Below are 20,203 nucleotides of genomic sequence, written 5' to 3'. Positions count from 1 at the left end.
CCACAGAGAGCCGGAACACTTTAGCAGAATCTCAAAATTGGGGGGCATTCCAGCGTCATCGTGTGCGGAAAGTGCGACATCGGATGGGAACGCTGGATAGCGCACCCGTTGTTTTGACTACCTCCAACAAGGACGTTCACACGTGAACCTCTCCGAATTCGCAGCCAATCCAGGCATCTTGAGAAAAAAACTCAATGATGCCCGAAAGTCTTTTCAAAATGACGTGCGGGTCAATTCGGGAATAAAATCCAGCACTGACATCGCCGCCATCCTGAACAACAAATCTGTCGATGTTGTTGATTGGACGCCTCTCTACGAACACGCTGAGCAGTTTGATTGATGAGCGACCCTTCGTTATTGCCCGTCGATTTGCAGGACAGACTCGCTGTTTCCTTTGTCGAGTGCATCCTCGAAATCATCAAATCCTGGCAAATTCCTTATGACGCCGTGGATGTTTCGGACAGCGAACTGGCCTTGGCGCTGAAAGAATGCCAGAAGGATCTGGACATTCTTCTGTATCGCCGCACCGGCGCCCTGGATCCCGCCCACGAAGGCTTTGACGGCGTGTCCATCGGCAAGCTTGCCGGCACGTTGATTTTTCGGTTGTCGCGCTACCGCATCGTGCATGTGCATGAACAAGCGATCACCTCTCAACCCGAAAACATGCGCAAACGAGTCAGCAAACTGCAAGAAATTGCCGCCTTTCGTTTCGTTTGCGAAGACATTCTGAAAATCAGACCGCCGCGCACGCACCCGGAATTGCTGTATCTTCTGTCGCGTCGCCATATGAATCAGGAAATGCTTGGGCTTACGCTGGATGTGTTTTCCGAACATTGCGTTCGATTGAAAACGAAAACGCCGGTTGAGAACCCGCCGTTTGATAAATTTTACAAACGCGCTTAACCAACCCAGCCTCAGCGAATCCACACCCGGCGCGGGCCGCTGTCGATGTGGACGAAATTGCTGTCGGGGTAATAGCCGACCCCGCCCAGCCCCAGCCCGTTCGCGTAATGCGCCACCGCCAGCGAGGACAGGCCGGGCAAACGGATGTCCGCCGCCATCGCCCGAATGTGGAAGCTGCGGTGCGCCACGCTTTCGCCCATCGTCCGCCGCAGCATCGCGTTGGTCTGGACGGAGCGATAGCCGGACAGCACCTCCAGCGGCACGGTGAAGCGCGCCGCCATCTGCAAACGCCACAAAATATCGAGCAGCGAGGCCGCCGTCTGGACGGTTTCCCCAGTGCGCCAATCGCGGAAAAAATGATCGACCGTCGCCAGACCGGCGGGATCATAGGCGCCGTCGCGCCAGAACAGCGTGTTCAGACGCTCGCCGGTGTTCAGGTTGCGCATCACCAGCCGACGCGGAATCGTCAGCCATTGCGGGACGGTCGTGTCGAGCGCCTGGGACGGGCGCGTCTGCGCCGCCAGCGCCGCCGCCGCCGCCAGCCCGGTCAACATCCCCCGCCGGGTCAGGCGCGCGCGAGGCCAATCATCGGTGTCATCATCCATCATGCCGGTGGCGGACGTTACGCAAACTGCCAGCCAAGTCAAAGGCTTTCATTGTTGACTCGCCCCCTCCTCGCCCCTACTGACAGACACGCGCGAATGAGTCCATATTTGGGGAGCGGCACGATCCGCTCCACCGGATTTGGTGCGGTTCAGCGGGTTCGCACAAGGTTTCGCATAAGGTTTTGAACAAGGGGGATCGGTGCCCGGCGCCCGGCAGGCCACCAACGTGATGTTCGGCTATTTGGAAGGCGTCGAGCGCAAGGACGCCGAATCCTACGCGCGCGCCTTTGGCCGCCGCTGCCTGAAAAGCTCGGAAAGCTGCTGGTATTCGGTTGAACCGCTGTGGAGCGGCTATCTCTACGAAATTCACGAGGGCGGCCCCGGTTACTCCTTCCTGCCCGCGCTGGCCAAGGAAATGGACGCCAACCCCGGCGGCGTCGCGCTGGTGCCGTCCGGGCGGCGGGTGTTCGAGCTGACCGTGCGCAACGGGCGCCCGGTCGGCGCGCTGCTGTCGGAAACCCGCAGCCGCGAGGTGCAGAGCCGCATGGCGGTGGTGCAGCCCGCCGACCGGGTGGGCGACCGCCCGTTCGGCCTGATCGTTCCCGCCTGGGCGCCGCAAGGCCATGTGCGCTTTCACGCCATCCTGACCAGCCGCCGGATGAAACGGCTGTCGCCCGCCATCCCGTTGCAACTGGCCGCCGCCGCCGTCGGCTTTCTGGCCGGGGCGGCGCTGTTGCTGGGCGGCGGCGTCACCTATTACTGGTCGCCGCACCGGGTTCCCGCCGCGCGCAATTTCGACATCAACCGCCTGCCCCACCGCCAATGGGACACCGTGCTGTCCGCCATCACCGCCAGCAGCTACGCCGCCAAGCTGGAGTTCAAGGACGGCAAATGGACCATCGAGACCCAGGCGCCCCCCGAACCAAAACGTTGACCAAACGAACAATCAGCGCTCGCACACGGCAGAAAAGCCACACCCGCTCCCGTTGTGACGGTTTCATGAAGAGGACGTCTTGTTTTACAACTGGGTTCTGGTCAAATTGACGCACCCACTTCCGCGCGGCTTTCAAAGGTGCGCCTGTCGATGTGTCGTTTTCTTGCCTATTGCGGCGAGCCGGTGCTGCTGGAATCCCTGGTCAGCGCCCCCTGCCATTCGCTGATCGAACAATCCATGCACGCGTCCGAGGCGAAGACCGAGACCAACGGCGATGGGTTCGGCGTCGGCTGGTACAGCGAGCGCAGCGAACCGGGCCGTTACTGCGAGGTTCGCCCGGCGTGGTCGGACGAGAATTTGCAGTCGATTTGCAGCCATGTCCGCTCGCGCCTGTTTTTCGCCCATGTCCGCGCGGCGACGGGAACGGCGGTCAGCCGCGCCAACTGCCATCCCTTCAAGGCCGGGCGCTTCCTGTTCATGCACAACGGGCAGGTCGGCGATTGGTGCCGCCTGCGCCGCCGGGTCGAGGCGATGATCCCCGATCATCTCTACGCCTCGCGCACCGGCACCACCGACAGCGAGGCGATCTTCCTGACCGCGCTGGGGCGTGGGTTGGAGGAGGATTCGGTCGGCGCCTTCCAATCGGTGCTGCACGACATCCGCGACGAAATGACCGCGAACGGCATCCGCGCGCCCCTGCGCTTCACCGCCACCTGGACCGACGGCGAACGGGTGTGGGCGGTCCGCTGGGCGTCGGACAACAAGCCGCCCAGCCTCTATTGGCGCAACAGCGACAACGGCCTGATCGTGGTGTCGGAGCCGGTGGACGCCCAGCGCGACTCCTGGCGGCTGGTTCCCAACGGCGGCGGTCTGGTCGCCCGCGTCGGCGGCGCGCCGGAATCCTTCACCTTTCACTGAGGGGCGGCGTCACTCCAACAGCCGTCACCCCAACAGCCGTTCCGCAGGCAGGAGAATCGCAACCTCGGTTCCCTGCTGCGGCGCGCTGGTCAGTTCGACCGTGCCGCCGTGCAACTCGGCCAGACGGCGGACGATGGGCAGTCCCAACCCGATCCCCTCATGCTGGCGGACCAGCGAGCGTTCGGCTTGGGTGAAGGGGTTGAAGATGCGCCCCAAAATATCCGGCGCGATGCCCGGTCCATTGTCGCGCACGACGATGACCACCGCGTCGCCGCGCCGTTCGGCGCCAACCCAGACGCCGCCGTCGGGCGGGGTGAATTTCACCGCGTTGTCGAGCACGTTCAGGATCATTTCCCGCAACCGCCGCCGGTCGGCGCGAAGATGGAACGACGGGGTCGGTTGCGCCGTCACCGCCAACCGCTTGGCCTCGGCCTTGGTGGCCAGCAAATCCATGCAGTTGGTCAGAAGCTGCGGCAGGTTCACGTCGGATTCCTGCAACTCGATGGAGCCGGTGGAGCCGCGCGTGTAATCGAGAATGTTGTTGACCATGGTCAACAGCGACTTGCCGCTTTCCTCGATCAGCTTGACGTATTCGACATAGTCCGGGTTGCCGAGTTTGCCCATCGATTCGCTGCCCAGCACATCGGCGAAACCGATGATGGAGTTCAACGGCGTGCGCAACTCGTGGCTCATCACCGACAGGAAATCCAGCTTGGCGCGGTCGGCCTGACGCGCGGCCTCCAACGCGCTGGTCAATTCGGCGGTGCGTTCCGACACCCGCCGCTCCAACTCGCGGTTCTGGTCGGCGGCGCGGCGGTAGAGGGTGCGGATCTCCACCATGTTGCGGACGCGGTGGAGCAGTTCCCAGGCGATGAAGGGCTTGGTCAGAAAATCGTTGGCCCCGAGTTCCAGCGACTTGCGCCGGGTGTCCTGGTCGGTCTGGGCGGTCAGCACCAGAATCGGCACGTAATCGCCGCCGAAGATCGGGCGCACCCGCTCCATCAGCTCAAACCCGCTCATGTGCGGCATGCGGATGTCGATGAGCAGAAGGTCGAACCCCTCCGCCTCGCACAGCGCCGGGACCTTGCGCGGGTCGGTTTCCCCCAGAATGCGGGTGTAGCCGTCGTGGGTCAGAATCTCGCGCAGCAACTCAACATTGGATGAATTGTCGTCCACAATCAAGATGCGCGCATCTTTGATTTGCGCGTCAAGCTGGGGGTCGATCTGGTTCCGACTCATCGGACTGCGCCCTTCACGTCTGGCAAGCACCACCCGTCACCACCATCAGCGTTGCGGCAAGGGCGATGAAATGCAACGATTTTTCGCGATTACGGCGCAGAAGGCGAAAGGCCGCCTTGTCGATCACGACAAGGCGGCCTTCGGTTCAGGGCGTTCAACTGTCCTTGGGTTTTTGCGTGTCGCTGATCGGCTGGACGGTGACGGGAGCTTCTTGAATCTGCGGTTGTTGCGGGGGGGGCGCTTCCGCTGGGCGCTGTTGCGGTTCGCTGGGCGGCGGATGACGAGGCGGACCGGCCTTGACGTCGCTGTAGACCGCCTTGGCGATCTCCAACAGATCCTCTTTCGCGAAACGTCCGGCCAGCGCGTAGGACAGCGCCCCTTCCACCCAATAGAAGGTGGCGACGTCGCCGTTCTGGGTGAAGCTGAAGGTCGATGGGTTGCCAGACTGCGGCGCGCCGACGAACAGCGTGATCCGCTTGTTGGCCTCGTTGATGTACATGTATTGCGCGCCGGCCCCGAGATCGGTCGGCAACGACCGGCCACCGATGAGCCGAAAGCCGATGCGGCCCAGATCGGGACCGAACACGTCGCGGCCCACCCGTTTGGACAACCAGCCGTTCAACTCGTCCTGATTGTCGGCGCCCAACTCCACCTGAAACCGTTCGTCGGCGGTGTAGAAGCGGTGGGCCTGCGTCGCCTCCTCGGCGAAGGTCGCCAGGGTCTGGCGCTGCTGCCCCGCCGGGGAGACGGTCTGAACGCCGCGCCCGATCCAGCCGCCGCCGGCGCCAGCCACCAGCAACAGCACGGCGGCGGCGAAACGGACCAGCGGGCGGGCGTGCCACGCCGGACGGTTGTCGTTGAAGGCCAAGCGGCCTTTCAGCCGGTCGGTCAGATCCTGCACCGCGTCGCTGGGCGGTTCGCGCAAAACGCCGTCGAACAGATCGTGCAGCATCGCCGTCTGCGCGCGGTAATCCTCGGCGCGGGCCGCCGCTTCGCCGTCATCCGCCAACCAACGCTCCACCGCCAGACGGCGGTTGCTGTCGAGTTGACCATCCACATAAGCGTGGAGATCGTCTTCTGTCACCTGTCGCGCGTTCATCACTTCACCCGCCGGAGGGCAACGCCACCCTCGTTCGCCAGTTTCGCCCTGATCGCCTCCCGCGCCCGAGACAGGCGCGACATGACGGTCCCGATCGGCACGCCGAGCAATTCGGCGACCTCCTCGTATTTCAGGCCCTCCAGCGCCACCAGAAGCAGCACCTTGCGCTGCTCCTCGGGCAAGGCGTCGACCAGGCGCATCATCTCGCGCAGCTCGACGCTTTCCTCCTGACGGGCCGGGGACACCAGCTTCGATTCGACGTCCTCGACGTCAACCTCGGCGGGCCGCGCGGCCTTGGACCGGACCTGATTGACGTGGACGTTGTGCAGGATGGTGAACAGCCACGCCCGCAGATTCGTCCCCGTCTGGAAGCTGTCGGAGCGCGACACCGCGCGCACCAAGGCCTCCTGCACCAGATCTTCGGCGTCCGCACGATTGTTGCGCAGCAAGGCCCGCGCATAGCGCCGCAAGGACGCGATGTGGACTTCCAGATCAACCCCGAATTTGCTCAACCGCGCACCCGATAGTTCCGGTCACGCCATGGCGACGGCCACGGCCCCCTCTTCGTCGAACCGAGCGAACAGGACGGCGTGGCGCCGCAATTCAGGGCTGGGCCACAGAATGACCCGATGCATGAATGTGCCAACGTCCGCCGCGCGTTCTTTATTCCAGACTTTTCCACGCTTGCGTCAAAATTTTGGCGGATCGCCGCTTCGGTCGTCGGCTTGATCGACAACGCAGTTCGGCCCCCACGCCCGCACAATGTCAAATCCAAAAACAAAACATGGATTGCAGAGCACCTGATCGCAATACAATGATTATTACCGTTGTTGAATGTTGATGTTAAAAGAAAAATATAATGACTCGACCGATAAAACATTCTCTTGGATGACAAAATGTCGCTGGTTAATTTCAGAACACCATCCTTTACAAAACAACATTCTCTTTTTCAATATGCGCTCGTCACCTTAAGAAACTCTGGAAAAGTTCCAATTCTAGAGTGGAAAACACCCATCCCAAAAGGAAAAATCATGATTCGCGCACTTGCAATCTCTGCTTTCGCTTTGGTTGTCACCGTTGGCGCGGCCAACGCCGCTTGCGACCCCACCACGGCGATGATGGAAATCAGCACCGCGTCGGCGACGAAACTGATGTCGCTGCCCGCCGACAAGCAGGCTGCCGTTTCCAAGGCCCTGGAAACCGCCACAAACGCGATGGCGACCGGCAAGAACGACGACGCCTGCAAGGCGATTGAAGTGGCCAAGGATTTGCTGAAGTAAGATCCACCGTTCTGAACAGGTCTTCCGAACCTGATCCACAATGATCGGGTTCGGAAAACTTGCAAAACAGGGAATTGCCGCGTCACGCCCCAGAGCGCCCGGCTTTTTGGCGACCCCAGCTGGATTCGAACCAGCGACCTATCGCTTAGAAGGCGATTGCTCTATCCAACTGAGCTATGGGGCCGTCTGAGCTTGTGGGATGAACCACGCCTGGGGAGGCCGTCGCGGCCCCCCGCAGGCGTCGAGTAAAATCAGAAGCGCGGACGGTCCATGCGGAAATTGTCGGCGTAGTTGCGCGGGCGAATCCGGCGGATCGGGGCGTCGGCCACCGAATAATCCCAGCCCTTGCGCTCGGCGAAGGCGATGGCCTCTTCCTTCGTCTCGAACATCAGGCGAACCTGGTTGAGCGTGTCGCCGGAGCTGGTCCAGCCCATCAGCGGTTCCGGGCGGCGCGGCGTCTCGATTTCGTAATCGAGCTGCCAACGGTGCGTCTTGGCCCGACCGGACTGCATCGCCGTCTTGGTCGGCTGATAGATCCGCACGTTCATGGCTCGGCGTCCCCCTCGAAAATCGTTCCTGTGGCGGTGGTCGGGGAGCCCGGATTCGAACCGGAGACCTCCAGTACCCAAAACTGGCGCGCTACCAGACTGCGCTACACCCCGTCGCCGCGTTGTGAGATACACGAACGCCACGCCCACGGCAAGAAGTCGGCGCATATTTCGGCGTCAGTTTCTTGACGAAAACGCCGCGCCGGATGATGACCGCCCTGGCGCGCGGCGTTTGGTCGCCCCGACCGTTCCGTTTCGCCAATGATTGTGGATCGTCCCCGTGCCGTCTCCCCGCCCCCGCGTCGCCCTGTTCACCCCCGATTTGACCGACCGGGCGGACCGCCGCGCGGTTGTGGCGCTGGCCCACGCCCTGGTCCAGGCGGGCCACCCCGTCGATCTGGTTGCGCCGATGGGCGGCGGGGCCTTGCGCGCGACGCTGGATCCGGCCATCGGCCAGATTGATCTGGCCAAACGCCACGCCGCGACCTCCCCCCTGGCGCTGGCGCGCTGCCTGGCCGAACGGCGCCCAGCGGTTCTGGCGGCGCCCGCGTCGGTGTTTTGGGTGGCGCGGTTGGCCGTAAGATTGGCGCGCAGCCCGGCCCCGACGGTCGCGTTCGCCGACGGCTGCACGCTGGATGACGCGCTCGCCGTCGTTCGCGCCGCAGCGCGTCGCATGGGGTGAGGCGTCGCCAGACCGAGGGAATCCAGGCGACGCGGCGCCCGCCGCCCCGCCCACCCCGCCGCCCGACTTGCTGGCGACACGGGTGAAGGCGGCGATCATCGGTGAAAAGAACTGCGGAAGAAAGGCGGCGTCACTTCGTTGCGAAGGTCGCGTGAATCACCCGGTCGCCGGGGCGGATGCCCAGCCGGGCGCTCATCCCGCCGTTCAGCTCCAAAATCGCCTTCACCGGCCCGGCGGAGTCGACCGAATCGAGCGATTGCGGGACCGCGCGGTCATGGATGTTCACGATCCGCCCATCGGCGCCGATGAACAGCATGTCCAGCGGGATCAGCGTGTTTTTCATCCAGAAGCTGGCCGGTTGGACCCGGTCATAGATGAAGAGCATCCCGGCGTCGGCGGCCATCGCTTCCCGGAACATCAGCCCTTGCGCCTGCTGCGCCGGGGTCAGCGCCAATTCGACGTCAAAGCGGAACTTGCCCCCAGTCGCGGTTTCAACGGTCAATGTGGATTTCTGGAAGCTCTCCAGCGCGGTGGCGGGCAAGGCCGCCAGCATCAGCATCCCGAACAGCGCCGCCCGCATCATCCGCCCGATCATCGCGCCCAATCCCGCTTCCTGTTAAGATCGCAAGACGATGCCCGCCCCTGCCGCGCTTGTCCAGTCACGGCCTTACGCGCGTTCGTTGCCCGCTTGACTTGACCGGACGTCCCCCTCAGGCTGCGGCCCCATTCGACACAGGAACGGCGACGCGCGAATCATGGCCCCTCTTGGCTCCTTCATCATCGTCACCGGGGGCGATTCCCGTTACTGCCCGCTGATCCGCGAACTGGTCGCTTCGCTGCGCGCCCTGAAACCGGCGGCGGAATGCCCGATTGGGATCATCGACGCCGGTCTGACCGAGGAGCAGAAAGAGGAGCTGTCCGGCCAAGGTCTCGCCGTGGTCACGCCGCCCTGGCCGGTGGAGATTCCGGCGCATCGGCTGCGCAACCGCATCCATCTGAAAGCCAATCTGGCCAAGCTGCATCTGCCGACCTATTTCCCCGGCTATGACACGGTGATCTGGATCGACGCCGACGCCTGGGTGCAGGATTGGGCGGCGGTCGATCTGTTGCGGCGGGGCGCGGCGCTCGACCGTTTCGCCATCGTCGCCCAGTTCGGGCGTTTTTCGGAAACCGAATTGCGGCTGGATTGGCTGTTCGGACGCTTCGCGCGGGTGCGCTCCATCCTGTTCAAGAACGCCACGCGCGCCGGGTTGAGCACGGCGGAGAGCCGAACGCTCGCCACCCGCCCGACCCTGAACGCCGGGGCCTACGCCCTGAAGGCCAACGCCCCGCATTGGCAGGCGTTCCAGCGCTGGCAAGTCCGCGTCTTGAAAAAGGGACGGCTCTTCACCTCCGACCAGCTCGCCATGGCCGGAGCGATCTATCTGGATGGGCTGCCGGTCGAGCTGTTGCCGGAATGGTGCAACTACATCGGCCCCTGGCGCTTCGACCCGGAAAAGCGCGAGTTGGTCGAATATTACCTGCCGAACCGTCGTTTAGGCATCGTCCACATGGCGGGGGAGGACGCGATGCGCGCCGATCCGTCGGTGCTGCGCCCGGTGCTGGACATGGCCGACCGCCCCCACCAACTCAGCCTGCGCTATCCGGCTTGGGCGGACGCCGCGCCGTAACGACGCGTCGTCATGCCATATCCGCCGCCAGACGGGCGAGGTCGCGCACCGCGCGCTCCAGCGCCTCGCCGTCATGGGCGGCGAAACCCAGCATCAGGCCGTTGCCGCCGCGACCATCCTCGTAATAGTCCGACAAAGCGGGGACGGTCAGCCCGACGCCTTTGGCCCGCGCCGACAGGGCGCGGTCCGGCGTGGAATCCGGCAGATGCAGGATGACGTGCAACCCGGCCTCCCCCGCCTCCGCCCGGCCCAACCCGGCGAACTCCCGCCCCAGCGCGTCGAGCATTCCCGCCCGTTTGCCGCCATACAGCGCCCGCATCGCCCGCAGATGCGAGGCGAAATGCCCATCAGCCAAAAAGTGATGCAGAGCGGCCTGCGGCACGACGCTGGTTCCGCCGTCGAAATGGCGGCGCGCCGCCCGCACCGCCCCGACCAGATCGGGCGGGACGACGACATAACCAAGCCGCAGCGCCGGGAACATCACCTTGCTGAAACTGCCGACGTAAAACACCCGCCCGGCCCCGTCCAACCCCTGGAGCGCCGCCAACGGCGGCCCCGCGTAGCGAAACTCGCTGTCGTAATCATCCTCGACGATCCAGGCGTCGCGCGCCGCCGCCCAATCCAACAACTGCAACCGCCGCCGCAAACTCATGGTGACGCCCAGCGGGAACTGGTGGGACGGCGTGACCAGGGCAAGGCGGGCGTCGGCCCCGCGCCGCATTCCTTCGGCGACGTCGATGCCCTCTTGATCGACCGGCACGGGGACCAGCCGGGCGCCCGCCCCCAACAGCGCCGCCCGGTTCCCCGGCCAGCCGGGATTTTCCACCCACGCCACATCGCCGGGATCGAGCAGCAGTTGCGCCACCAGCGACAAGCCCTGTTGCGCGCCGGAAACGATGACCACCTGCTCCGCCTCACAGCGCACCGCGCGCACCGCCCGCAAATAGCTGGCGATTGAGGCCCGCAAGGGACGATGGCCCAACGGATCGGGTTCAACCGCCAAGGCGCGTCCGCCCACCCGCCAGCTTCGCCCCAGCAATTGCGCCCACAGCGCGAAGGGAAAGGCCGCCAGATCGGGGGTTCCCAAGGAAAAAGGCCGCCCCTGCGGATCGCGCGCGTCCTGGTCGGCGGCGGCCAAACTCAGCCCCCGGCGCGACAACCCGACGCCGCGCCGGGTTTCCAACCGGCCCGGCGCGCCTTGCGGCGGGGCGTCCGGCAGGGCGCTGGCGACGAAGCTGCCCGCCCCGACCTTGCCGGTGATGTAACCCTCCGCCAACAGCGTGTCATAGGCCGTCACCACCGTGTTGCGCGACAGGCCCCACTCCGTCGCCAAGGCGCGGGTCGGCGGCAGCCGTTCACCAGGCCTCAGCCGCCCTTCGACCACCGCTTGCCGCAAGGCGCGGTAAAGCTGGCGGTGCAACGGCTCCTCCCCGACGCGATCCAGCGCGACCGGGCCAAGGCTGGCAAGAACCGGGCGGGCGCGACGTCCCATGAAACCCCTCCCTTTTGCCGATCCAATTCAAATTGGACCCAACAAAATTCTTCATATGGCTCTTTTTGCTGGACCAATTTGACGGCAAAGCTTGTGTCATCGCAACAACCGGACGCATCGCACGGCCATGAGCAGCAACCCCGATTCGCTTTCCACCCCACCCGCTTCCGCTTTGCCCCAAACCCGCCGGACCCGCGCCGTGCGGCTGGGCGATCGCGGCAGCCACGAGGTCGCCACCATCAACGCCATCATCGACGAGGCCCCGGTCTGCCACATCGGTTTCCTCGACGCCAACGCCGAGAGCGCCGATGGTCAAGCCGTGCCGGTGGTCATCCCCACCATTCCGTGGCGGGTCGGTGACGAGCTGTTGATTCATGGGGCGTCGTCCAGCCGGATGATCCGCCGTCTGCAAAGCGGCGGCGACGCCTGCGTCACCGTGTCCTTGATCGACGGCTGGGTGCTGGCCCGCTCCGCCTTCCACCATTCGGTGAATTACCGTTCGGTGGTGCTGTTCGGGCGCCCGCGTCTGGTCGATGACGAGACGGAAAAGCGCGCCGTGCTCGACGCGCTGGTTGAAAAGATCGAGCCGGGTCGGGCCGCCAAAGTGCGCGCGCCCAACGCCCAGGAGCTGAAGGCGACCAGCGTGCTGGCCTTCCCCATCAGCGAAGCCTCGGCCAAGGTTCGGTCCGGTCCGCCGAAGGATGACCCGGAGGATATGGCGCACCCGGTTTGGGCGGGCGTCGTGCCGCTGGCGATCACCGCCGGGGCGCCCATCGAAGATCGCGGCTGACCCCCGCCATCCGCACTGAGACGCAAACAAAAAAGGCCGCGCTGGGAAACCCCAACGCGGCCTTTCTTGCAGAAAGACGGACCGTTCCGAAACCCCCGGAACGGTCCAAATCTGTCCTTACTTCGCGAGCTTCGGCAGGATCTGCGCGCGACGGTTCGACGGCTCACGCACGTTGGCGCCCGTCTGAACCAGCAACTGGCTCTCGCCCTTGCCTTCGGTCGTGATGTTGGCGGCGACGATGCCCTTGGCGATCAGCGCGTTCTTCACGGCGGTGGCGCGAGCAACCGAGAGCTTCTGGTTGTAGGCGGGCGAACCCGAGCTGTCGGTGTGGCCGACAACGTGGATCTTGGCGCCGCCCGACTTCAGGATCGCGGCGACGGCGTCGCCGATCACGCGATCAGCGGCCGGGGTGATCGCCGACTTGTTGAAGTCGAAGAACACCAGATATTCGCTCTGCACCGCAGCCACCGGCGCCGGAGCGGGCGCGACCTGGCAAGGAACGCTGCCCTGATGGATGACGTAACCGCCATCGGCGGTGCGGGCGGCGACGCCCTCCTTGACCTGGCCGGTCCAGCCAAGCACCGGGTTGCACCAGACGGTGCCCTTACCGACCAGGCTCGCGTCCTGGGCGTTGGCGGCGGCCGACAGACCGAAAGCAACAACAACGGCCGGCACAAACGCCAGACCAGCGCGAACAAGAGTCTTCATGTCTTCACTCCCTTCCAGAACCCTTCCCCATCAGAGTGCCTGCGGGGGATGAACCTTTCAATGCAAGCATCCGACCCTACGCAAGCAAGGCGACCATCTTCAAGCCACAGAATGCCCGGTTGTTCACCGACACCCCAGCCATTCGACCGACCACCCCGCCACCCGGGCCTATGCTCCTCTTCCATATCAGCTTTTCCGGTAGGTTTCCGCCAAATCCGCATAACGGCGGGCGGATACCGGAAAATAGCTGAGATCGCGTTCGGTAAGCTCACGAACCGGCTTTGCCGGGCTTCCAGCCCACAAAAACCCCCGTTTCACTCGTTTTCCCGGTGTAACAAGCGCCCCTGCGGCGACCATCGCGCCCGACTCGACATAGGCGCCGTCCATGATGCAAGCCTTCATGCCGATGAAACAGCCGTCCTCCAGCGTGCATGCGTGCAGCAGCGCCATGTGGCCGACCGTAATGTCATCGCCGATGTAGGTGCCCTGCCCATCCTGGGCGACATGGATGACCGTGCCGTCCTGAATGTTCGTGCGCGCGCCGATTCGGATCTCGTTGACATCTCCGCGCACGGTGCAGCCATACCAAACGCCGCTTTCCGGACCGATGACGACATCCCCGATCACCACAGCCGTTTCCGCGATGAACGCGGTTGGGTCGATGGTGGGAAGAACGCCGTTGAAGGCACGGATGATGGCGGACATAAGGCTGTTCCTGAGCCATGCGTGACGGGCCGGATTGAACCACCACAAGCCGGGTGGCACCACCGGAATCCGCCATTCGCCCACAAAGCGGCGGCGCCTGCGGCCCCTTTGCAACAGTGCGCGCCCGGCGACACAGTGATGAACGCCGGGCGCGCGCCGTCCTTGGCGGTGTTACGGGAACAACGGCGCCGGATCGACGCCGGTGGTTTCGCCGAAGCCCAGCATGACGTTCATGTTCTGGATGGCCTGCCCCGACGCGCCCTTCACCAGATTGTCGATCACCGACACGATGATGGCGCAGCCCGGCGCGCGATCCGCCACCACGCCGATCAAGGCGTGATTCGACGCGCGGACATGGCGGGTCGACGGAACCACCCCGGCGGGGGTGACGCCGACGAACGGCTCGTCGGCGTAACGGGCGGCCAACGCCGCGCGCAGATCGTCCACCGTGACGCCGTCGGTCATGCGGACATAGATCGTCGCCATCATGCCGCGATTCATCGGCGCCAGATGCGGGGTGAAGGACACCGTCACCGGACGACCGGCGGCACCGCGCAGCTCTTGTTCGATCTCCGGCATGTGGCGGTGATGGCCGACGCCGTAGGCGGCGAAGCCTTCCGACACTTCACAGAACAGATTGGCCTGCTTGGCGTCACGCCCCGCCCCCGACACGCCCGACACGGCGTCAATGATGATGCGGTCGGATTCGATCAGCCCCTTGGACAGCAAGGGCAGCAAGGGCAGCAGCGACGAGGTGGGGTAGCAACCCGGATTCGCCACGACTCGCGCCTGGGCGACGCCCGCCCGGTTGAACTCGGTCAGGCCATAGACGACCTCTTTCTGGAGATCGACGGCGCGGTGTTCATGGCCATACCAGGCAGCGTATTCCGCCGGATCGGTCAGGCGGAAATCGGCGGACAGATCGACCACCTTCAAATGGCTGGGCAGACCGGCGATGACCTCCTGCGTCGTGCCGTGCGGCAGGGCGCAGAAGATGAAGTCCAGGGCGTTCCAGTCCAGCGCGTCGATCTTCACCAGATCGGGCAGGCCATAGCCCCCCAGATGCGGGAACACCTCGGCCAGCGGCTTTCCGGCCTGTCGTTCGGCGGTCAGGGCGGCAATCGTGACGTTCGGGTGGCGCAGCAGCATGCGCACCAGTTCGGCGCCGGTGTAACCGGAAGCGCCCAGAATGCCGACACGAATCGGCGTGCCGCTGGATGTGCTGGTCGAGGCCATGGAACCGATGTCCTTCGCTGGGGAGTCGGATGGAACATGAGGGCAATAAGAAAGGGGCGCCCCTTTCGGGACGCCCCTGCCTTGTACCGTAACGGCGCGGGTCCGTGTAGGGCTTAACGCTTCGAGAACTGGAAGCTGCGGCGGGCCTTGGCGCGACCGTACTTCTTACGCTCGACCGTGCGGGCGTCGCGGGTCAGGAAGCCAGCGGCCTTCAACGGCGGACGCAGGGTCGGCTCGAAATAGGTCAGGGCCTTGGAAATGCCATGACGAACCGCGCCGGCCTGACCGGACAGACCGCCACCGGCGACCGTCGCGACCACGTCGAACTGCTGGGCGCGCTCGGTGATGCCGAACGGCTGTTCGATCATCATGCGGAGCACAGGGCGAGCGAAATAGACGCTCTGATCGCGACCGTTGACCGTGACCTTGCCGGAACCCGGCTTGATCCAGACGCGGGCGACCGCGTCCTTGCGCTTGCCGGTGGCGTAGGCGCGGCCCTGGGCGTCGATCTTCGGCGCGGCCAGTTCTTCGGCGACGGTCGCGGTCGTGGCGGCGCCCGTCAGATCCTTCAGGCCGGAAAGGGTGGTTGTAACCTGAGCCATTTGGATTACGCGCTCCGCTTGTTCTTCGAGTTCATCGAGCCGACGTCCAGGACGACGGGCTGTTGCGCCTCATGCGGATGGGTGGCGCCCTTGTAGACCTTGAGGTGGGTCATCTGCTTGCGGCCCAGCGGACCGCGCGGGACCATGCGCTCAACGGCCTTCTCAACGACACGCTCCGGGTACTTGCCGTCCAGGATCTGGCCCTTGGAACGGCCCTTGATCCCACCCGGATAGCCGGTGTGCCAATAGAAGATGTCGGCGTTGCGCTTGTTGCCGGTCAGCTTCACCTTTTCCGCATTGATGACGACGATGTGATCGCCGCAATCCATGTGGGGGGTGTAGGTCGGCTTGTTCTTGCCGCGCAGGATATTCGCCAGGATGCTGGCAAGCCGTCCGAGAACGAGGCCGTCGGCGTCAACGACGTACCACTTCTTCTCGATTTCGGTCGGCTTCAGATTGAAGGTCTTCATCGCCACACTCGTTGGGTCTAACACAGATCGGCGGGCCGCCGAATCCGGGGCGCCGAAGCGGACGGTTTCTACGGTTTCGTGACGCCAGTGTCAACACAAAAATAAACACGGAAAATCAATGATTTGGATATACGGTACAATAATACCGCAACAGCAACCCCATTGATTTTCAACGTCTTTTTCTTAGGACACAGGGGATCGGTATCCTGATACCGCAATCGTCACAGGATCATGCGGCGGAATCGAATAGGTGCCGGTGGCGTGGGCGACCGGGGCCGGATCGCCTTCGGAAAAGATCAAAATCTCGCCATAGGCCAACCGCTTGCCCAGCTTCAGGACGCGCGCTTCGGCGATGATGGCGACCGGGGGCGGGCGACGCAGGAAATTGATGGTCATGCTGGTGGTGACGGCCAACTCCACCCGCCCGATCAGGCTGAGCACCGCGCCGTAGAGCGCCACGTCGGCCAAGCCGAACATCGCCGGGCCGGTGACGGTGCCGCCGGGGCGGACGAAATCATCCTTGTAAGGAAGACGCAGCCGGATCGTTCCGGCCCCCAGACTGTCGATGACGATGCCAAAGCTTCCGACCAGGGGAACCCCCTCGCGGATCAGCCGGTCGAGTTCGTCCATGCCAATGGCGGGCAGCCCAATGGCGGGAGAGACGGGCGTGGGGGAATCGGTCATGGATCCTCGGCTGACGGTTCGTTTGGTTGACAAACCAAAGAATGCGTCAGAACCAAGGGGTTGGGCAAGCCGGGATGACCCGTTCCGTTATTCCGCCAGCTTGGGCGTGTCGCCCGTCGTCGGGGTTGGCGCGGCGGGCGTCGGCTCCGAAGACGACGCCGGGGCGGACGACGACGATGGCGCCGGTGCGAGACGCACCGGCCCCTCGCTAGCGGCGGGCGCCGTGGCGGGGGCTGCCGCCGGAGGGGCGACGGGGGTGGTCGCGGCGGGCGCCCCCAACGGTTCGGCCTTGATCTCGGCCTTCGTCTCCACCTTCGCCTCGTCCTTGGCCTTTTCCGGCGCGGCGGCGGGAGCCGGGGCCGAGGACGGCGCGTCGCCAAGCGCCCCATGATCGGGGATGATGCGGGCCTGACCGCCGGTGATGACCAACACCTTCTGGCCGATGGGAATCGGCGTCGGTTCGCGCTGGCTCAAGGACAGCAACTCGCCGTTCGGCTTGCGGACGATGTATTCCCAGCCGGTGGTGTCCCCGGCGATGTGCTCCAGCGTCGTGCCGAGAATCGTGCCGATGGCGCTGCCGCCCACCGTGCCCAGCGCGGAGTTGAAGCCGCCGGTCCCAACCTGCGCGCCGAGAATGCCGCCCGCCGCGCCGCCGGTCACGGCGCCGACGGTCCCGTTGGCGCTGATCGAGATTTGGCGATAGCCGACGACGACGCCCGGCTCGACCTTGTTGGCCTGCTGAACCGCCGCGCTGGAATAGGTGTTGGGGGAGTAATCCGACGCGCAACCGGCGAGGCCGCCAGCCACGACGACGAGGCAGAGCATAAAGGAACGCGACAAGGGGATACCATCCGCTTGAGAGGCTTAACCTCCGTCATACGGGATGCCGGGCCGCAAGTCATCCCGCATTTTTTCGAGAGCAGCCCCGATTCGCCCTGCCTTGAATCCCCGGAAACCAGGCAGGGCGCGGGTGTTGAACCGGGCGATCAGCCCCAGGGCATTTCGCCCTTGGCGACCTTGGCCCCGATGTCAAGCGCGATCTCCAGCCCCGCCGTCGGGTAACGGCCCTTCATGGCGGCGATCAGCGCGGCCCCGTCGGCGGCCTTGGGCAGTTCCTCCTCGAACGCCCGCAGATAGTCGCGGGTGTGGAGGATCGCCGCGCCGTCGGTCGGCGCGCCGGGGGCCATGTGGGCGGCGACCACCACCGACGGCTTGCGCGCGGCGATGGCGTCCAGCGCCCGCAGCCACGCCCGCCGCTGCTCCGGCTGCGCCGTGTCGGCGGTCCAGACATGCAGCCCGGCGAACAGCAGAACCCCGCCGAACACGCCGTTGACCGACGGCGCCCAGACGAAGGCGCGGCCCGGCAACCCCGCTTCGGGGGTGACGATCTCCAGCCGTTCGCCGTCCAACTCCAGGACGGGGGCGGTCAGCGCGGTCGGAAAGACGATGGTGGTCGGCGCGTCGGCCCCCATCTTCGGCCCCCAGAACGCGCGTTTTTTCTCCACGGTGCGCTGGATGTGGGCGACGGTTTCCGCCGTGGCGACGATTCGCGCCTCGGGGAAGGCGGCGCGGATCTCTTCCAGGCCAAAATAATAGTCCGGGTCGCCGTGGCTGACGAACACGGTGGTCAGCCGCTTGCCGCTGGCCTTGATCGCCGCGACCTGGGCGCGCCCTTCCGACCGGGTGAAGGCGCCGTCGATCAACACGGCCTCCGTCGCCCCGGTCAGCAGAACCGACGCCTTGAAGAAGGAGGCCGGCGCGCCCGGCAGCACGGTCCAGGCCAGCGGCGCGGCGGCACGCGCCGTCCCGGTCAACGGCGGGGCGGCGACGGAGCCAAGGGCCAGAGTCGCCCCAGCAACGGCGAGGAGACGGCGGCGGGACAAGGGAGCGGTCATCGTCATGATCGGAACATCCTCACAGGCTTGACGGGGCGGCGCCGTCGGCGATCCGCCGCAGCGCGGGAAACAGGGATTCGGGATTGCGGTAGAGCGGCTCGCTGGACAGCGCCGCCAGACCTTCGGCGGTGCGCAGGGCCAAGGTGGGCACGCCGTTGCCGCGCGCCTCGGCCAGCAGCGCCCGCCCCTGCGCGGCGCGGCGCTCCATCAGCGCGTCGAGCGTCGGGTCGGCGGCGAAACCCGCCGCCTCGCCCAGCCCCAGCGCCGACAGGATGTCGGCCAGCACGGCGGAGTCGGTGACGTCGCGGCCATCGACGAAACGGGCGCTTTGGATGGCGGTCAGCGCCTCGGCCTCGCGGGCCGGGGCGACGCGGTGGACGGCGGTCAGGGCGCGGGTGGCGGCGGTCGAGTCAAAGGGGCGGTCGAAGGATTCCAGCGGGCCAGCCCGATACGCCTCGCTGAAGATCTGGCCGGTCAGGGCGGCGATGCGCTGGTCGTTGCTCCAGGCGTAGGCGGCGAAATGGCGGTCCATCGGGCGGGCGCCGCGACCGGCGAACAGGCCGGTCGGGTGCAGCGTCAGCGGCGGCAGCCCTTCGGCCTTGGTCAGCGCGCGCAACCCCGGCGCCGCGCCATAGCACCAGCCGCACAGGGGATCATAAAGATAATGGAGGGAAGCGGTCATGGCTGTCAGAGCGCCTTGCGTGTCGTGATGGCCGCACTGTGCGCCATCGCAATCGTTTGGAAAAGCCACCCTGTTTTTGACAAACTGTCTGTCAAAACCATACAATTATCGGCCACCCCACCGCCGCCGGGCCGCCAATGAGCCACCGTTTGAATCTGAACCGGATCGCCCATTTCGTCGCCGTGGTGGACACCGGGTCTTTCACGGCGGCGGCGGAACGGCTGGGAGTAACCAAGGCGGTGGTCAGCCAGCATGTCGCCCGGCTGGAGCAGGAGGTGCAGGCCACCCTGCTGGTCCGCACCACCCGCCGCCTGACCCCGACCGAGGCCGGGATCGCCTTTCACCGCTCCTGCGCCGCCATTTTGGAACAGGCGGAGGCGGCGGTCGCCAAACTGTCGGACAGCACCGACACCCCGTCCGGCACGGTGCGGGTGACGGCCCCCTTCGATTACGGAACGGCGATTCTGGCCCCGGCGGCGGCGGAATTGTGCCGACGTCACCCCGGCTGCCGCGCCGATCTGGTGCTAACCGACCGCAGCCTGGATTTGGTGGCGGAAAAGCTGGATCTGGCGATCCGCGTCGGCTGGCTGGCCGACAGCAGCCATCAGACCCGGCGGATCGGCGGCTTTCGGCAATTGCTGGTCGGCGCGCCGGATCTGGTCGATCACGTCCCCTTGCGCCATCCGGGCGAACTGACAGCCCTGCCCTGGATCGCGCAGTCCACCTTGCGCAACCCGTTGCGCTGGAGCTTCAGCCACGCCAGCGGCGACGCCGCGACCATCGAGGCCAGCGCCGCCGTCACCGTCAACGCCACCCCGGCGGTGCGCGCCTGCGTGCTGGCCGGGGCGGGCGTCGCGGTCATCCCCGATTATCTGGTGACGGCGGACGTCGCGGCGGGGCGGCTGCGCCATCTGCTGCCCGACTGGAGTTTGCCGGAGGGCGGCATTCACGCGGTGTTTCCATCGGCCCGCTACCGCTCCGGCATCGTTCGGGCGCTGGTCGATCTGCTGATCCGCGCGCCGCAACCCGATTGAGAAACGGAATAGGGCGATGGGGCGGCC

At 65.4% G+C, this 20,203-nt stretch carries 25 protein-coding genes and 2 tRNA genes; 9 read left to right on the top strand and 18 right to left on the bottom strand.

Features of this window, described 5'->3' with window-relative positions:
* Positions 1-142 precede the first annotated feature (142 nt).
* Together ACODS4_RS27355 and ACODS4_RS27350 are read left to right on the top strand one after the other, a co-directional pair.
* Positions 143-340, top strand: coding sequence for a hypothetical protein (locus tag ACODS4_RS27355; RefSeq protein WP_488868905.1), 198 nt, complete (start codon positions 143-145; stop codon positions 338-340).
* On the top strand, positions 340-903 hold the full coding sequence (locus tag ACODS4_RS27350; RefSeq protein WP_488868903.1) for a hypothetical protein: 564 nt from the start codon (positions 340-342) through the stop codon (positions 901-903). The genes ACODS4_RS27355 and ACODS4_RS27350 overlap by 1 nt, the downstream gene beginning before the upstream one ends.
* 11 nt (positions 904-914) lie before the next feature.
* Here ACODS4_RS27350 and ACODS4_RS27345 read toward each other — a convergent pair whose 3' ends face one another.
* A complete protein-coding gene (locus ACODS4_RS27345) occupies positions 915-1,511 on the bottom strand; it encodes a peptidoglycan L,D-endopeptidase MepK (protein ID WP_488868901.1) in 597 nt (198 codons plus the stop codon).
* A gap of 196 nt (positions 1,512-1,707) precedes the next feature.
* Here ACODS4_RS27345 and ACODS4_RS27340 point away from each other — a divergent pair, with 196 nt between their 5' ends.
* The gene (locus ACODS4_RS27340; RefSeq protein WP_488868899.1) at positions 1,708-2,442 is read left to right on the top strand and encodes a hypothetical protein; all 735 of its coding nucleotides are present in this window, start codon (positions 1,708-1,710) and stop codon (positions 2,440-2,442) included.
* A gap of 150 nt (positions 2,443-2,592) precedes the next feature.
* The gene (locus tag ACODS4_RS27335; protein ID WP_488868897.1) at positions 2,593-3,360 is read left to right on the top strand and encodes a class II glutamine amidotransferase; all 768 of its coding nucleotides are present in this window, start codon (positions 2,593-2,595) and stop codon (positions 3,358-3,360) included.
* A 24-nt stretch (positions 3,361-3,384) separates the two neighbouring features.
* On the opposite strand, the gene ACODS4_RS27330 is transcribed toward ACODS4_RS27335, so the two are convergent.
* The 3 genes from ACODS4_RS27330 to ACODS4_RS27320 all read right to left on the bottom strand — a co-directional run bounded on the left by ACODS4_RS27330 (position 3,385) and on the right by ACODS4_RS27320 (position 6,210).
* Positions 3,385-4,599 (bottom strand): ATP-binding response regulator, encoded by a 1,215-nt coding sequence (locus tag ACODS4_RS27330; RefSeq protein WP_488868895.1) that lies wholly within the window; start codon positions 4,597-4,599, stop codon positions 3,385-3,387.
* A gap of 154 nt (positions 4,600-4,753) precedes the next feature.
* Positions 4,754-5,683 (bottom strand): anti-sigma factor family protein, encoded by a 930-nt coding sequence (locus ACODS4_RS27325; RefSeq protein WP_488868893.1) that lies wholly within the window; start codon positions 5,681-5,683, stop codon positions 4,754-4,756.
* Between the two features lie 14 nt (positions 5,684-5,697).
* Complete coding sequence (locus ACODS4_RS27320; protein ID WP_488868891.1) at positions 5,698-6,210, bottom strand: sigma-70 family RNA polymerase sigma factor; 513 nt, start codon at positions 6,208-6,210, stop codon at positions 5,698-5,700.
* 384 nt (positions 6,211-6,594) lie between these two features.
* Here ACODS4_RS27320 and ACODS4_RS27315 point away from each other — a divergent pair, with 384 nt between their 5' ends.
* Positions 6,595-6,978, top strand: coding sequence for a hypothetical protein (locus tag ACODS4_RS27315; protein ID WP_488868889.1), 384 nt, complete (start codon positions 6,595-6,597; stop codon positions 6,976-6,978).
* A gap of 107 nt (positions 6,979-7,085) precedes the next feature.
* On the opposite strand, the gene ACODS4_RS27310 is transcribed toward ACODS4_RS27315, so the two are convergent.
* The 3 genes from ACODS4_RS27310 to ACODS4_RS27300 form a co-directional block, all read right to left on the bottom strand.
* Positions 7,086-7,162 (bottom strand) — tRNA-Arg (locus tag ACODS4_RS27310).
* 67 nt (positions 7,163-7,229) lie between these two features.
* Positions 7,230-7,526, bottom strand: a complete 297-nt coding sequence (locus ACODS4_RS27305) for an ETC complex I subunit (protein WP_488868887.1) — start codon at positions 7,524-7,526, stop codon at positions 7,230-7,232.
* A 37-nt stretch (positions 7,527-7,563) separates the two neighbouring features.
* A tRNA-Pro gene (locus ACODS4_RS27300) sits at positions 7,564-7,640 on the bottom strand.
* Positions 7,641-7,806: 166 nt separating this feature from the next.
* Here ACODS4_RS27300 and ACODS4_RS27295 point away from each other — a divergent pair.
* Positions 7,807-8,208, top strand: coding sequence for a hypothetical protein (locus ACODS4_RS27295; protein ID WP_488868885.1), 402 nt, complete (start codon positions 7,807-7,809; stop codon positions 8,206-8,208).
* 130 nt (positions 8,209-8,338) lie between these two features.
* Here the strand turns inward: ACODS4_RS27295 and ACODS4_RS27290 are convergent, their stop codons facing one another.
* Positions 8,339-8,803, bottom strand: a complete 465-nt coding sequence (locus ACODS4_RS27290) for a DUF192 domain-containing protein (protein ID WP_488868907.1) — start codon at positions 8,801-8,803, stop codon at positions 8,339-8,341.
* 160 nt (positions 8,804-8,963) lie between these two features.
* On the opposite strand from ACODS4_RS27290, the gene ACODS4_RS27285 reads away from it, so the two are divergent.
* Entirely contained in the window at positions 8,964-9,878 is a 915-nt protein-coding gene (locus ACODS4_RS27285) for a glycosyltransferase (RefSeq protein ID WP_488868883.1), read from the top strand.
* 10 nt (positions 9,879-9,888) lie between these two features.
* Here the strand turns inward: ACODS4_RS27285 and pdxR are convergent, their stop codons facing one another.
* Positions 9,889-11,370 (bottom strand): MocR-like pyridoxine biosynthesis transcription factor PdxR, encoded by a 1,482-nt coding sequence (gene pdxR, locus ACODS4_RS27280; RefSeq protein WP_488868881.1) that lies wholly within the window; start codon positions 11,368-11,370, stop codon positions 9,889-9,891.
* A gap of 127 nt (positions 11,371-11,497) precedes the next feature.
* On the opposite strand from pdxR, the gene ACODS4_RS27275 reads away from it, so the two are divergent.
* Positions 11,498-12,160: a pyridoxamine 5'-phosphate oxidase family protein gene (locus tag ACODS4_RS27275; RefSeq protein ID WP_488868879.1), complete on the top strand. Its 663-nt coding sequence runs from the start codon at positions 11,498-11,500 to the stop codon at positions 12,158-12,160.
* A gap of 117 nt (positions 12,161-12,277) precedes the next feature.
* Here the strand turns inward: ACODS4_RS27275 and ACODS4_RS27270 are convergent, their stop codons facing one another.
* The 9 genes from ACODS4_RS27270 to ACODS4_RS27230 form a co-directional block, all read right to left on the bottom strand.
* Complete coding sequence (locus tag ACODS4_RS27270; RefSeq protein ID WP_488868877.1) at positions 12,278-12,868, bottom strand: OmpA family protein; 591 nt, start codon at positions 12,866-12,868, stop codon at positions 12,278-12,280.
* A gap of 186 nt (positions 12,869-13,054) precedes the next feature.
* Positions 13,055-13,573: a gamma carbonic anhydrase family protein gene (locus ACODS4_RS27265; RefSeq protein ID WP_488868875.1), complete on the bottom strand. Its 519-nt coding sequence runs from the start codon at positions 13,571-13,573 to the stop codon at positions 13,055-13,057.
* Between the two features lie 171 nt (positions 13,574-13,744).
* Complete coding sequence (argC, locus tag ACODS4_RS27260) at positions 13,745-14,809, bottom strand: N-acetyl-gamma-glutamyl-phosphate reductase (RefSeq protein WP_488868874.1); 1,065 nt, start codon at positions 14,807-14,809, stop codon at positions 13,745-13,747.
* Positions 14,810-14,922: 113 nt separating this feature from the next.
* Positions 14,923-15,411, bottom strand: coding sequence for a 30S ribosomal protein S9 (gene rpsI, locus ACODS4_RS27255; RefSeq protein WP_298365893.1), 489 nt, complete (start codon positions 15,409-15,411; stop codon positions 14,923-14,925).
* 5 nt (positions 15,412-15,416) lie between these two features.
* Positions 15,417-15,881, bottom strand: a complete 465-nt coding sequence (gene rplM / locus ACODS4_RS27250; RefSeq protein ID WP_298365884.1) for a 50S ribosomal protein L13 — start codon at positions 15,879-15,881, stop codon at positions 15,417-15,419.
* A 183-nt stretch (positions 15,882-16,064) separates the two neighbouring features.
* Positions 16,065-16,565 (bottom strand): PaaI family thioesterase, encoded by a 501-nt coding sequence (locus ACODS4_RS27245; protein WP_488868871.1) that lies wholly within the window; start codon positions 16,563-16,565, stop codon positions 16,065-16,067.
* 87 nt (positions 16,566-16,652) lie between these two features.
* A complete protein-coding gene (locus tag ACODS4_RS27240; protein WP_488868869.1) occupies positions 16,653-17,405 on the bottom strand; it encodes an outer membrane lipoprotein in 753 nt (250 codons plus the stop codon).
* Positions 17,406-17,551: 146 nt separating this feature from the next.
* Positions 17,552-18,466, bottom strand: coding sequence for an MBL fold metallo-hydrolase (locus ACODS4_RS27235; protein ID WP_488868867.1), 915 nt, complete (start codon positions 18,464-18,466; stop codon positions 17,552-17,554).
* Positions 18,467-18,479: 13 nt separating this feature from the next.
* Positions 18,480-19,142 (bottom strand): DsbA family protein, encoded by a 663-nt coding sequence (locus tag ACODS4_RS27230; protein WP_488868865.1) that lies wholly within the window; start codon positions 19,140-19,142, stop codon positions 18,480-18,482.
* A gap of 137 nt (positions 19,143-19,279) precedes the next feature.
* On the opposite strand from ACODS4_RS27230, the gene ACODS4_RS27225 reads away from it, so the two are divergent.
* Positions 19,280-20,176 (top strand): LysR family transcriptional regulator, encoded by an 897-nt coding sequence (locus ACODS4_RS27225; protein ID WP_488868863.1) that lies wholly within the window; start codon positions 19,280-19,282, stop codon positions 20,174-20,176.
* Positions 20,177-20,203 lie beyond the last annotated feature (27 nt).

The sequence above is a fragment of the Azospirillum sp. FG154 genome (assembly GCF_057809575.1).
This window is presented reverse-complemented; position numbering and strand designations above follow the sequence as displayed.

What these genes read in the sequence shown, in the direction of transcription:
- argC (WP_488868874.1), bottom strand. Translation starts at nt 14,809, where the DNA reads ATGGCCTCGACCAGCACATCCAGCGGCACGCCGATTCGTGTCGGCATT.
- rplM (WP_298365884.1), bottom strand. Translation starts at nt 15,881, where the DNA reads ATGAAGACCTTCAATCTGAAGCCGACCGAAATCGAGAAGAAGTGGTAC.
- ACODS4_RS27270 (WP_488868877.1), bottom strand. Translation starts at nt 12,868, where the DNA reads ATGAAGACTCTTGTTCGCGCTGGTCTGGCGTTTGTGCCGGCCGTTGTT.
- ACODS4_RS27290 (WP_488868907.1), bottom strand. Translation starts at nt 8,803, where the DNA reads ATGATCGGGCGGATGATGCGGGCGGCGCTGTTCGGGATGCTGATGCTG.
- ACODS4_RS27225 (WP_488868863.1), top strand. Translation starts at nt 19,280, where the DNA reads ATGAGCCACCGTTTGAATCTGAACCGGATCGCCCATTTCGTCGCCGTG.
- ACODS4_RS27345 (WP_488868901.1), bottom strand. Translation starts at nt 1,511, where the DNA reads ATGATGGATGATGACACCGATGATTGGCCTCGCGCGCGCCTGACCCGG.
- ACODS4_RS27335 (WP_488868897.1), top strand. Translation starts at nt 2,593, where the DNA reads ATGTGTCGTTTTCTTGCCTATTGCGGCGAGCCGGTGCTGCTGGAATCC.
- pdxR (WP_488868881.1), bottom strand. Translation starts at nt 11,370, where the DNA reads ATGGGACGTCGCGCCCGCCCGGTTCTTGCCAGCCTTGGCCCGGTCGCG.
- ACODS4_RS27305 (WP_488868887.1), bottom strand. Translation starts at nt 7,526, where the DNA reads ATGAACGTGCGGATCTATCAGCCGACCAAGACGGCGATGCAGTCCGGT.
- ACODS4_RS27275 (WP_488868879.1), top strand. Translation starts at nt 11,498, where the DNA reads ATGAGCAGCAACCCCGATTCGCTTTCCACCCCACCCGCTTCCGCTTTG.
- rpsI (WP_298365893.1), bottom strand. Translation starts at nt 15,411, where the DNA reads ATGGCTCAGGTTACAACCACCCTTTCCGGCCTGAAGGATCTGACGGGC.
- ACODS4_RS27350 (WP_488868903.1), top strand. Translation starts at nt 340, where the DNA reads ATGAGCGACCCTTCGTTATTGCCCGTCGATTTGCAGGACAGACTCGCT.
- ACODS4_RS27315 (WP_488868889.1), top strand. Translation starts at nt 6,595, where the DNA reads ATGTCGCTGGTTAATTTCAGAACACCATCCTTTACAAAACAACATTCT.
- ACODS4_RS27235 (WP_488868867.1), bottom strand. Translation starts at nt 18,466, where the DNA reads ATGACGATGACCGCTCCCTTGTCCCGCCGCCGTCTCCTCGCCGTTGCT.
- ACODS4_RS27330 (WP_488868895.1), bottom strand. Translation starts at nt 4,599, where the DNA reads ATGAGTCGGAACCAGATCGACCCCCAGCTTGACGCGCAAATCAAAGAT.
- ACODS4_RS27230 (WP_488868865.1), bottom strand. Translation starts at nt 19,142, where the DNA reads ATGACCGCTTCCCTCCATTATCTTTATGATCCCCTGTGCGGCTGGTGC.
- ACODS4_RS27265 (WP_488868875.1), bottom strand. Translation starts at nt 13,573, where the DNA reads ATGTCCGCCATCATCCGTGCCTTCAACGGCGTTCTTCCCACCATCGAC.
- ACODS4_RS27245 (WP_488868871.1), bottom strand. Translation starts at nt 16,565, where the DNA reads ATGACCGATTCCCCCACGCCCGTCTCTCCCGCCATTGGGCTGCCCGCC.
- ACODS4_RS27285 (WP_488868883.1), top strand. Translation starts at nt 8,964, where the DNA reads ATGGCCCCTCTTGGCTCCTTCATCATCGTCACCGGGGGCGATTCCCGT.